The organism is Streptomyces sp. YS-3, assembly GCF_045257485.1.
Lineage (GTDB): Bacteria > Actinomycetota > Actinomycetes > Streptomycetales > Streptomycetaceae > Streptomyces.
In genome coordinates, this window is record NZ_JBJHPC010000218.1 from 1 (window position 1) to 11,082 (window position 11,082).

Below are 11,082 nucleotides of genomic sequence, written 5' to 3' on the forward strand. Positions count from 1 at the left end.
CCCTCCCCCCTCAAGGAGTGACCACCATGCGCACCCGCACCCTCGGCACCACTGGCCCCCAGGTCTCCGCCCTCGGCCTCGGCTGCATGGGCATGTCCGCGCTGTACGGCGACGCCGACCGGGCCGAGTCGATCGCCACCATCCACGCCGCCCTGGACGCGGGCGTGACCCTGCTCGACACCGGCGACTTCTACGGCATGGGCCACAACGAACTGCTCATCGGCGAGGCGCTGCGCGGCGCGTCCGCCGCCGCCCGCGAACAGGCCCTCACCAGCGTCAAGTTCGGCGCCCTGCGCGACCCCGACGGCGGCTGGGCCGGGTACGACGGCCGCCCCGAGGCGGTGCGGAACTTCGCGGCGTACTCGCTCCAGCGCCTCGGCGTCGACCACATCGACGTCTACCGCATCGCCCGGCTCGACCCGGACGTCCCGGTCGAGGAGACCGTCGGCGCCATCGCGGAACTGGTCGAGGCCGGTCACGTACGGCACATCGGGATGTCCGAGGTCGGCGCGGACACCCTGCGCCGGGCCGCGGCCGTCGCCCCCATCTGCGACCTCCAGATCGAGTACTCGCTCATCTCCCGCGGCATCGAGGACGAGATCCTGCCGACCGCGAAGGAGCTGGGCATCGGGATCACCGCGTACGGCGTGCTCTCGCGCGGGCTGATCAGCGGGCACTTCACCCGCGACCGGCGGCTGGCGGCCAACGACTTCCGCGGTATGAGCCCCCGCTTCCAGGGCGAGAACCTCGACCGCAACCTGGACCTCGTCGACGCGCTGCGGAAGGTCGCCGAGCACCAGGGCGTCTCGGTCGCGCAGATCGCGATCGCCTGGGTGATGGCGCAGGGCGAGCGGTTCGGCGCGGACGTGGTGCCGCTGGTCGGCGCCCGCCGCCGGGACCGGCTGGCCGAGGCGCTGGGCGCCCTGGACGTCACCCTCGACGCCCGTGACCTGGCCGCCATCGAGGCGGCGGTCCCGGCCGGGGCCGCCGCGGGCGAGCGTTACCCGGCGGCGCAGATGGCGCATCTGGACAGCGAGCACTGAGTTGTCCACAGGGCCCGGCCCGGTGGCGGACCCGGCGGGTAACGTCAAGGTCATGAGTACGGAACCCCTGACCGCCGAGCGCATCCTCGAAGCGACCGAGGAGGTGCTGCGCCGCCACGGCCCGGCGAAGGCCACGGTCGTCGATGTCGCCCGCCAGCTCGGCGTCAGCCACGGCAGCGTCTACCGCCACTTCCGTACGAAGTCGGCGCTGCGGGAGGCCGTCACCAAGCGCTGGCTGGACCGCACGACGCGCGAGCTCGCCGCCATCACCGAGGACGAGCCGCGGGAGGCGGAGGCGACGCTGCGCGCGTGGCTGGCCGCGCTCTTCGAGGCCAAGCGCCGCAAGGCGGGCGACGACCCCGAGCTCTTCGCGACGTACGAGGTGCTGCTCGCGGAGACCAGCACGGTGGTCGAGGAGCACATCACCGAGCTGGTCGCCCAGCTCGCGCGGATCGTCCACCGGGGCGTCGAGCGGGGCCAGTTCACATCGCTGGGGCCGGACGAGCGGATGGCGCGGGCGGTCTTCGACGCCACCAACCGCTTCCACGACCCGGCGTACGCGCCGCAGTGGCTGCGGCCGGAGATCGAGGCGGACTTCACGGCCCTGGTGGACCTGGTGGTGCACGGCCTGCGGGCGGACCGGGGGTGACGGCGGGTGCGGCCGGTGCTACCAGCGGGTGTGGTCCACGGTCGCCGTGCCCGAGCCGGCCGAGAGGTCGATGAGGCGGTCCGAGGCGGGGTCGCGCAGGGAGTCGTCGATGTGGCGGGTGCCCGAGCCCTTGCTGCCCGTGATCCGGTAGTGCGAGCCGATGGGCAGGAAGAGTTCGACGTTGCCCGAGCCCGTGGCGGCGGTGACCTTCCGGGGCGCGGTGACGAACTCCAGCTCGGCGTGGCCGGACCCGGAGCGCACCTCGGCCCCGGCGGAGCCGATCGCGGCGCCGCTGACCGAGCCGGAGCCCACGACGGCCTTCAGCGGGCCGCGCACCCCGTAGAGCTTGACGGTGCCGGAGCCGCCATGCACGTCGATGGGGCCGGTGAGGCCGCTGACGCGGACGCCGCCGGAGCCGCTGCGCACGGTGAGGCCGACCCCGGCCGGGACGGTCAGGTCGAGCTGGACCGAGCAGCCCAGGCTGGTGACGGCGAACCGGCCGTCGCACTCGGGCCGCAGCCTGAGGGTGTCGCCGTCCCACTCCTTGCGGACCTTCGGCTTGCGCAGCGACCAGGAGAGCCGTTCCTGGACGCGGACCTCGCCCTCGGCGCCGGGGACCACGGTCAGCTCGGCGTTTCCCGCGTCGACCTCGACGGTCCTGACCGGGTGGCGGTCGCTGGTCTCGACGCTGGTGTGGCTGGTGGTCTGGCGTGCGAGCTGGGCGTACACCTCGATGCCGAGCGGCGCCACGACGAACAGCGCGCTGAGCACGGCGACCAGGATCCACCGGCCCCGGTGCCGGGGGCGGGGCAGGCCGGGGTCCCGGTCGGGGCGGCTGTCCGGGCCGGGCCGGACGTCGGCGCTCATGAGCCGCCGTCCAGGAAGCGCAGGACGGCGAGGACGCGGCGGTGGTCGCCCTCGGCGACCGGCAGGTCGAGCTTGGCGAAGATGTTGTTGATGTGTTTGGCGACGGCGCTCTCGCCCACGACCAGCTGCTCGGCGATGCCCGCGTTGGAGCGGCCCTCGGCCATCAGGGCGAGGACCTCCCGTTCGCGCGGGGTGAGGCGTTCCAGCGGGTCGGTGCCGCCGCCCCGGCGCAGCAGCAGCTGGGCGACGACCTGCGGGTCCAGCGCGGTCCCGCCGCCGGCCACCCGCCGCAGGGCGTCGACGAACTCCTCGACGTCGGCGACGCGCTGCTTGAGCAGATAGCCGATGCCGCCGGACCGGGCGCTGAGCAGATCGGCCGCGTACCGCTCCTCCACGTACTGGGAGAGCAGCAGGACGGCGGTGTCCGGCCACTGCTGACGGATCATCAGAGCCGCGCGGACGCCTTCGTCGGTGTAGCCGGGCGGCATCCGGACGTCGACGAGGGCCAGCTTGGGGCGGTGTTCCTCGACGGCCGCGAGCAGCCCGTCGGCGTCCTCCGTCTCGGCGGCGACCTCGAACCCCGCCATCTCCAGGACCTTGACGAGTCCTATTCGCAGCAGTACCGAATCCTCGGCGATCACAGCCCGCACGGCAGCTCCACGGTGATGACGGTCGGACCCCCGAGGGGGCTGTTGATGTGGATGGTCCCGTCCACGGACCCCACGCGCTTGGCGAGGCCGCGCAGCCCGGTCCCGGCGGCGGCGTCCGCGCCCCCGGCGCCGTTGTCGCCGACGGTGAGGCACAGCAGTTCGCCCCGGCGCCGCACCCGCACGGAACAGCGCGTCGCCCGGGCGTGCTTGGCGACGTTCGCCAGCGCCTCGGAGACGACGAAGTAGGCGACGGCCTCGACGGTGGGCGCGGGGCGCCGGTCCAGGTCGACGCTGAGCTCGACCGGCAGCGGGGCGCGGGCGGCGATGCCGGAGAGCGCCGCGTCCAGGCCCCGGTCGTCCAGGACGGCCGGGTGCAGCCCGCGCACCAGGTTGTTGAGCTCCTCGATGGCCTCCTTGGCCTCGCGGTGCGCCTCGTCGATGACGGCCCGGGCCTCGGGCGGCAGGTCGGTGAGGGTGGCGCGGGCCAGGCCCAGGTTCATGGCGAGGGAGACCAGGCGCTGCTGGGCGCCGTCGTGCAGATCGCGTTCGATGCGGCGGCGTTCGGCGTCGGCGGCGTCCAGGACCCCGGCGCGGCTCTCGGCCAGGGTCTCCACGCGCCGCGCCAGCTCCTTGGCCCGGCTGGGGCCGAGCAGGGCGGCGGCGGCGTAGCCGTCGAGCCGGACGGCCGCCGCGGTGAACCAGGGCGTGACGAGCAGGAGCAGCACCCCGGCGGCGGTGAACAGGGCGTACGCCCGCGTCCAGTCGGGCAGCCCCGCGTTCAGCGGCGCCGCCCACAGCCAGGACAGTACGAAGGCGCAGACGAGGCCCGTGACCCAGCCGCCGACCACCAGGACGCCGGCCGCGGCGGCGAGCGGGGCGACGAGGAGGTGGTAGCCGTACTGCCGCCAGGTCGCCTCCGACCGCAGCCGTTCGACGAGCCCGCGCCAGGTGAAGGCGCGGCCGTGCCGGACGATGCCGGGCACGTCGAGGCCGAGCAGCGACCAGAAGCGGCTGCGCTGGAGCGTGGTGAGGAGCGGACTGAGGAGGAGCACGAAGAGCAGGGCGCCGGGGGTGTGTCCGGGCGCGAGGACCAGATACGTGACCGCGCCCGCGGCGGGCAGCGCGAGCGGTATGCCCGCCACCGCGAAGGCGGTGTTGCGCCAGGCCCACGCCGACCACGGGGCGTGCGCGGCGGCCCAGTCGGTCGCGCGCCGCAGCGGGCCGGGAGTTGCCATGCGCTTACGGTAAACGCCCAGCTCGGGGCGGTGCCATCACGTTACTGCCCGCCCGGGGGTGCAGCTGGCACCACCCCCGGTCCGGACCGTCGCGTTACTGATCCCAACGGCCGGGCAGGCGAGGCTTGTTGCCGTGTCCGGCGGACTGGCCGCCGGGCCGGAAGGAGACCGCCGCCATGACGCTCGTCGCCCCGCAGATCCGTATCCGCCGGCCGCGCCTGGCGACGCTGCTGACGGGGGCGGGGGTCGTGCTGGTGCCGTGGATGGTGGTCCTGGCGAAGACGCTGCCGTCGACGGTGGAGGTGTCCAACTGGCCGCTGGCCTGGATAGGTCTGGACGCGGCGCTCGCCGCGGGGCTCGCGGGGACCGGGGTGCTGCTGCGGCGCGGCGACCCGCGGGCGCAGGCCGCGGCGGCTGCGACGGGGGCGCTGCTGGTGATGGACGCGTGGTTCGACATCACGACGTCGCCGCCGGGTCCCCAGCTCGCGACGGCGGTCGCGCTGGCGGTGTGCGCGGAGCTGCCGCTGGCGGTGGCGTGCGGGGCGGTTGCGCGGCGGCGCGCGTAGGACTTCACCTGCGGGCGGTGGGGGGCTGGTCGCTCCCCACGTACCAAAAGGCCTGGTCCCGTACGGTACGGGACCAGGCCTTTTGCCTTGAGGGGCGCGGGGAACTGCGCGACCAGCCCCCCACGCACCCGCAGACGAACTAGCAGCCCAGAAGCCGCGCGCCCAGGTACGACTGGATCTGGTCCAGGGAGACCCGCTCCTGGGACATCGTGTCCCGCTCGCGGACGGTCACCGCGTTGTCGTCGAGCGTGTCGAAGTCGACGGTGACGCAGAACGGCGTACCGATCTCGTCCTGGCGGCGGTAGCGGCGGCCGATCGCGCCCGCGTCGTCGAACTCGATGTTCCAGTTCTGCCGCAGGTCCGCCGCGAGCCCCTTCGCCTTCGGCGAGAGCTGCGGGTTGCGCGAGAGCGGCAGCACCGCGACCTTGACCGGCGCCAGGCGCGGGTCGAGGCGCATCACGGCGCGCTTCTCCATGACGCCCTTGGCGTTGGGCGCCTCGTCCTCGTTGTAGGCGTCGAGGAGGAAGGCGAGCATGGAGCGGCCGACACCGGCGGCGGGCTCGATGACGTACGGGGTCCAGCGCTCACCGGCCTCCTGGTCGAAGTACGACAGGTCGCTGCCGGAGGCCTTGGCGTGCGCCGAGAGGTCGTAGTCGGTGCGGTTGGCGACACCCTCAAGCTCGCCCCACTCGCTGCCGCCGAACTGGAAGCGGTACTCGATGTCGGCGGTGCGCTTGGAGTAGTGGGAGAGCTTCTCCTTCGGGTGCTCGTACCAGCGCATGTTCTCCTCGCGCAGGCCCAGGCCCGTGTACCAGTTCCAGCGCTCCTGCATCCAGTATTCCTGCCACTGCTCGTCCTCGCCCGGCTTGACGAAGAACTCCATCTCCATCTGCTCGAACTCGCGGGTGCGGAAGATGAAGTTGCCGGGCGTGATCTCGTTGCGGAAGGACTTGCCCATCTGCGCGATGCCGAAGGGCGGCTTCTTGCGCGAGGTCTGCTGGACCTGGCCGAAGTTGGTGAAGATGCCCTGCGCGGTCTCGGGACGCAGGTAGGCGACGGAGCCGCTGTCCTGGGTGGGGCCGAGGTGGGTGGAGAGCAGACCCGAGAAGTTCTTGGGCTCGGTGAAGGTGCCCTTGTTGCCGCAGTTGGGGCAGTTGAGCTCGGCGAGGCCGTTCGCGGGCTCCTTGCCGTGCTTCTCCTCGTACGCCTCGATCAGGTGGTCCGCGCGGAACCGCTTGTGGCAGGAGGTGCACTCGGTGAGCGGGTCGGTGAAGGTGGCGACGTGGCCGGAGGCCTCCCAGACCTCGGTGGCCAGGATCACCGACGAGTCGATGCCGACGACGTCCTCGCGCGAGGTGACCATGTAACGCCACCACTGGCGCTTGAGGTTCTCCTTCAGCTCGACACCCAGCGGCCCGTAGTCCCAGGCGGCGCGCTGACCACCGTAGATCTCGCTGCACGGGTAGACGAAGCCACGGCGCTTGCTCAGGTTGACGATGGTGTCGATCTTGTCGGCGGCCACGTTGCTCTCTTCATTACGACGACGACGAACGGCGAATGCTTCAGATTAGCGGCGGCCTCCACCCCTGGATCAAATCGGTATCCCGTCAGGCATCGCGGCACCGCCCGGAGCGGCGGTCCCACCCGAGCTTGTTGACAATCGTTTCCACTTTTGTTGAAAATGACTGTCATGAACGTACGACGCCTCATACCGGCCGCCGCCCTCTCCACCACCGTGGTGCTCGGCCTCGGCGCCCTGACCGCCTGCTCGAACGCCGACGCGGGCTCGGGCCGCAAGGACGGCAAGCTGGACGTGGTGACGTCGTTCTATCCGATGCAGTACCTGGCGGAGCGCATAGGCGCCGGCCACGTCTCCGTACGCAGCCTGACGAAGCCGGGCGTCGAGCCGCACGACCTGGAGCTCAGCCCCCGGCAGACCGCCTCCCTCGGCGAGGCCGGTCTGGTCGTCTACCTCAAGGGCGTCCAGCCCGCCGTGGACAAGGCCATCGCCCAGTCCGGCGCCAAGCACACCGTCGACGCCGCCGGGCTCACCAAGCTGGAGGACCACGGCACCGAGGTCGGCCACGGCCACGAGGGCGAGGAGCACCACGGCGGGAGCGAGGCCGGCGCCGACCCCCACGTCTGGCTGGACCCGGTCAAGTACGCCGAGGTCGCCCAGGGCGTCGGCAAGGCCCTGGAGAAGGCCGACCCCGACAACGCGGCCGACTACGAGAAGAACACCGCCGCGCTGGTCAAGGACCTCGGCGCGCTGAACGAGAAGTTCGCGGCGGGTCTGAAGACCACCGCCACCAGGACCTTCATCACCACCCACTCCGCCTTCGGCTACCTCGCCGAGCGCTACGGCCTGACCCAGGAGGGCATCGCGGGCATCGACCCCGAGGCCGAGCCGAGCCCCGCCCGGGTCAAGGAGCTCCAGTCCATCGCGAAGAAGGAGCACGTCGACACGGTGTTCTTCGAGACGCTGGCCAGCGACAAGACCGCGAAGACCCTGGCGAAGGACACCGGCCTGAAGACGGATGTCCTGGACCCGCTGGAGGGCATCACCAAGAAGTCCAGGGGCGAGGACTACCTCCAGGTGATGGAGTCCAATCTGGCCGCGCTCCAGAAGGCGCTCGGCGCGAAGTGAGCACCCCCCAGTCCGCATCCGGCACATCGGAGGCACCAGTGATGGACCCCACGACGGAACCCGTCATATCCCTGCGCGCGGCCACGGCGACGCTCGGCTCGCGCCCGGTGCTGCGCGGCATCGACCTCACCGTCGGACGCGGCGAGGTCGTCGCCCTGCTCGGCGCCAACGGCTCCGGCAAGTCCACCGCCGTGCGCTCGGTGATCGGCCAGGTGCCGCTGACCGGGGGCCACGTCGAGCTCTTCGGTACGGAGCTGAAGCGCTTCCGGGACTGGGCGCGCGTCGGATACGTACCGCAGCGCACCACCGCCGCCGGCGGGGTGCCCGCGACCGTCCGCGAGGTCGTCGCCTCGGGGCGGCTGTCCCGTACGAAGCTGGGGCTGCTCTCCCGGGCGGACCGGGCGGCCGTGGCCCGGGCCATCGAGCTCGTGGGCCTCGCCGACCGGGCCAGGGACTCGGTGAACGCCCTCTCCGGCGGCCAGCACCAGCGCGTCCTGATCGCCCGCGCGCTCGCCTCCGAGCCCGAGCTGCTGATCATGGACGAGCCGATGGCGGGCGTCGACCTGGCCAGTCAGGAGATCCTCGCCTCGACCCTGCGCGAGCAGGTGGCGGGCGGCGCGACCGTACTGCTCGTCCTCCATGAACTCGGCCCGCTGGAGCCCCTGATCGACCGCGCGGTGGTGCTGCGCGACGGCTGTGTCACCCACGACGGGCCGCCGCCCAAGGCCACCGGCCAGCACGCCCTGCCGGGCCACGACCACGTCCACCCCCACTCGGCCGTCGAGCCGATCCGCACAGGACTGCTGAGCTGACCATGGAAATCCTCCAGACCGCCTTCATGCAGCGGGCGCTCATCGCGGCCGTCCTGGTCGGCATCACCGCGCCCGCCGTCGGCATCTACCTCGTCCAGCGCCGCCAGGCCCTGATGGGCGACGGAATCGGCCATGTCGCCATGACCGGCGTGGGCCTCGGCTTCCTGCTCAACACCAGCCCGGTGTGGATGGCGACGCTCGTCTCCGTCCTCGGCGCCATGACGATGGAGCTGATCCGCGCGTACGGCAAGACGCGCGGCGACATCGCGCTGGCCATGCTCTTCTACGGCGGTATGGCCGGCGGTGTGCTGCTGGTCAACCTCTCGGACACCGGCTCCAACGCCAACCTCTCCTCGTACCTCTTCGGCTCGCTCTCCACCGTCTCCGACTCGGACGTCACCTCGATCTGCGTGCTCGCCGCGTTCGTGGTGCTCGTCACCGTCGGGCTGCGGCGCCAGCTCTTCGCGGTGAGCCAGGACGAGGAGTTCGCGCGGGTCACCGGGCTGCCGGTGCGGGCCCTGAACCTGCTGGTCGCGGTCACCGCCGCGATCACGGTGACGGTGGCGATGCGGGCCGTCGGGCTGCTCCTGGTGAGCGCGCTGATGGTGGTACCGGTCGCGGCGGCGCAGCAGGTCTCGCGCTCCTTCGCGGTGACGTTCGTCCTCGCGGTGGTCATCGGCACCACGGTCACCCTGGCCGGAACCGTCACCTCGTACTACCAGGACGTGCCGCCCGGCGCGACGATCGTGCTCCTCGCGATCGGCGCGTTCATCGCCCTGACCGCGCTCGCCGCGCCCCTGGCGCGCAGGCGCGCGCGGGTGGCCGAAACCGCCGCACGGCAGTGCACCCTGGAGGTACCGGGGTCGCGTACCGCGCCCGACGAGGCCACGGTCTGACCCCGACCTGGCAGAATGGCCCGACGATGTGAGCGGGCGACGGTTAGAGGGAGGCACCTGTGGCGACGGCTGGACCACCCGTACGCGGCCGGTCGACCAAGCAGCGGGCCGCCGTGGCGGCGGCCCTCGACCAGGTGGACGAGTTCCGCAGCGCGCAGGAACTGCACGACATGCTCCGGCACCGGGGCGACTCGGTGGGGCTCACCACCGTCTACCGCACCCTGCAGTCGCTCGCCGACGCGGGCGAGGTCGACGTGCTGCGCACCAGCGACGGCGAGGCCGTCTACCGGCGCTGCTCCTCCGGTGACCACCACCACCATCTGGTCTGCCGGATGTGCGGCAAGGCCGTGGAGGTCGAGGGCCCGGCGGTGGAGAAGTGGGCCGACGCGATCGCGGAGCAGCACGGCTTCGTGAACGTGGCGCACACCGTGGAGATCTTCGGCACCTGCGCGGAGTGCGCGGCGGCCGGGGAGCAGCAGCCCGGGTGACCTAGGGCGCACGAAGCGGACATACGCCCTCGAAGGGCCCGGCAGGACGGTGGAATCCACCGACCCGCCGGGCCCTTTCGCGTACCCCGGAAACGGAGCACTGCAGACCGGTTGTCCCGTTCGCCGGCGCCGGGCGGGGCGTTCCGGCCGCGTCGCGGCCACCAGCACCCGTCCACTTCCGGCCGTACACCGTCACCCGGCCGGCCTCCAACTCGCCTTTGAACGCAGGTCAGATGGGTAGGACGCGGGAAGTACCCGGCCCGCTCCGCGAACGCTTTGGGCCAGACTCCATCCGTACTAAAGAAACCGTCGGGTTGGTTTCTATACAATCTGATCCTTGGCTCCTGTCCTCAGAAGCCCTCTTCCTGCGTGACTTCTTCCTGCGCGACAACGGAGTGACACCATGAGCAAGCAGCAACGGGCTGAGCGGACACGTAAGACGCTGATCCTCGCCGCGGCCGAGGTGTTCGACCGGGACGGTTTCGCCCCGTCCTCACTGACCGCGATCAGCACCCGGGCGGGCGTCAGCAACGGGGCGCTGCACTTCCACTTCGTCAGCAAGAACGCCCTGGCCGAGGCGGTGGGCGAGCACGCGATGGCGTCCCTGCGGCAGATCGCGCCGCCGCGCGGGGACGACCACGGCCGGGCGCTCCAGGTCCTCGTGGACACCACCCACGCGCTGGCGTTCCGGCTCGGTGACGACGTGGTGCTGCGGGCCGGGTTCGGGCTCAGCTCGGACGCGACCTGGAAGGGCACCACGGATCTGCGCCAGTACTGGGTGGACTGGGTCGGCGACGTACTGGCCGGGGCGGCGGCCGAGGGCGCGCTCGCCGAGGGGGTCGTGGTGGAGGACGCCAAGGCGGTGATCGCGGCGACCACCGTCGGCTTCGAGGCGATGGGCCGCAGCCAGCCGCGCTGGTCCTCGCGGCAGATGTTCGGCAAGTTCTGGGGGCTGCTGCTGCCCCGCCTCGCCCGGGCCGACGCGCTCGGGTCACTGAAGCCCGACGGCAGCCCCGGCCTGACCGCCGCGATGCCGGCGTAGGAACCTCCTGCCGCCGGTGGCCTCCCACCGGTCACCCGCGACCTGCCGGGTGCTCCCCGCGCGGGGAACGCCACGCGGCCTGTCCGGCGGACAGGCCCCGTTCGTCTCGTCGCACACCCCGCCGGGGTCCGGGCGCCCGGGTGGGTCCGTGTCCCGCCCCCCGACGGGGCACGGACCCACCCGGGCG

General features: G+C 72.3%; 12 protein-coding genes. 8 read left to right on the top strand and 4 right to left on the bottom strand.

Features of this window, described 5'->3' with window-relative positions; genetic code table 11:
- Nucleotides 1–26: 26 nt before the first annotated feature.
- Both ACJA3G_RS18905 and ACJA3G_RS18910 read left to right on the top strand, forming a co-directional pair.
- Entirely contained in the window at nucleotides 27–1,043 is a 1,017-nt protein-coding gene (locus ACJA3G_RS18905; RefSeq protein ID WP_406554183.1) for an aldo/keto reductase, read from the top strand.
- A 52-nt stretch (nucleotides 1,044–1,095) separates the two neighbouring features.
- The gene (locus ACJA3G_RS18910; RefSeq protein WP_406554184.1) at nucleotides 1,096–1,692 is read left to right on the top strand and encodes a TetR family transcriptional regulator; all 597 of its coding nucleotides are present in this window, start codon (nucleotides 1,096–1,098) and stop codon (nucleotides 1,690–1,692) included.
- A gap of 18 nt (nucleotides 1,693–1,710) precedes the next feature.
- Here the strand turns inward: ACJA3G_RS18910 and ACJA3G_RS18915 are convergent, their stop codons facing one another.
- The 3 genes from ACJA3G_RS18915 to ACJA3G_RS18925 are packed head-to-tail and all read right to left on the bottom strand — an operon-like array spanning nucleotide 1,711 to nucleotide 4,444.
- A complete protein-coding gene (locus tag ACJA3G_RS18915) occupies nucleotides 1,711–2,559 on the bottom strand; it encodes a hypothetical protein (RefSeq protein ID WP_406554185.1) in 849 nt (282 codons plus the stop codon).
- Entirely contained in the window at nucleotides 2,556–3,209 is a 654-nt protein-coding gene (locus tag ACJA3G_RS18920) for a response regulator (RefSeq protein WP_406554186.1), read from the bottom strand. The genes ACJA3G_RS18915 and ACJA3G_RS18920 overlap by 4 nt, the downstream gene beginning before the upstream one ends.
- Nucleotides 3,197–4,444, bottom strand: a complete 1,248-nt coding sequence (locus ACJA3G_RS18925; protein ID WP_406554187.1) for a histidine kinase — start codon at nucleotides 4,442–4,444, stop codon at nucleotides 3,197–3,199. Before ACJA3G_RS18925 ends, ACJA3G_RS18920 begins: the two co-directional genes overlap by 13 nt.
- A 176-nt stretch (nucleotides 4,445–4,620) precedes the next feature.
- On the opposite strand from ACJA3G_RS18925, the gene ACJA3G_RS18930 reads away from it, so the two are divergent.
- Complete coding sequence (locus tag ACJA3G_RS18930) at nucleotides 4,621–5,010, top strand: hypothetical protein (protein WP_406554188.1); 390 nt, start codon at nucleotides 4,621–4,623, stop codon at nucleotides 5,008–5,010.
- 139 nt (nucleotides 5,011–5,149) lie between these two features.
- Here ACJA3G_RS18930 and ACJA3G_RS18935 read toward each other — a convergent pair whose 3' ends face one another.
- On the bottom strand, nucleotides 5,150–6,532 hold the full coding sequence (locus ACJA3G_RS18935) for a glycine--tRNA ligase (protein ID WP_283143570.1): 1,383 nt from the start codon (nucleotides 6,530–6,532) through the stop codon (nucleotides 5,150–5,152).
- A 168-nt stretch (nucleotides 6,533–6,700) separates the two neighbouring features.
- On the opposite strand from ACJA3G_RS18935, the gene ACJA3G_RS18940 reads away from it, so the two are divergent.
- From ACJA3G_RS18940 to ACJA3G_RS18960, 5 genes are all read left to right on the top strand, one after another.
- Complete coding sequence (locus tag ACJA3G_RS18940) at nucleotides 6,701–7,657, top strand: metal ABC transporter substrate-binding protein (RefSeq protein ID WP_406554189.1); 957 nt, start codon at nucleotides 6,701–6,703, stop codon at nucleotides 7,655–7,657.
- Nucleotides 7,658–7,698: 41 nt separating this feature from the next.
- Complete coding sequence (locus tag ACJA3G_RS18945; protein WP_406554190.1) at nucleotides 7,699–8,469, top strand: metal ABC transporter ATP-binding protein; 771 nt, start codon at nucleotides 7,699–7,701, stop codon at nucleotides 8,467–8,469.
- A gap of 2 nt (nucleotides 8,470–8,471) precedes the next feature.
- Nucleotides 8,472–9,365, top strand: coding sequence for a metal ABC transporter permease (locus ACJA3G_RS18950; protein WP_406554191.1), 894 nt, complete (start codon nucleotides 8,472–8,474; stop codon nucleotides 9,363–9,365).
- 59 nt (nucleotides 9,366–9,424) lie between these two features.
- Nucleotides 9,425–9,853, top strand: coding sequence for a Fur family transcriptional regulator (locus ACJA3G_RS18955; protein WP_406554192.1), 429 nt, complete (start codon nucleotides 9,425–9,427; stop codon nucleotides 9,851–9,853).
- 403 nt (nucleotides 9,854–10,256) lie between these two features.
- Nucleotides 10,257–10,895, top strand: a complete 639-nt coding sequence (locus ACJA3G_RS18960; RefSeq protein ID WP_406554193.1) for a ScbR family autoregulator-binding transcription factor — start codon at nucleotides 10,257–10,259, stop codon at nucleotides 10,893–10,895.
- The last annotated feature ends 187 nt before the right edge of the window (nucleotides 10,896–11,082 follow it).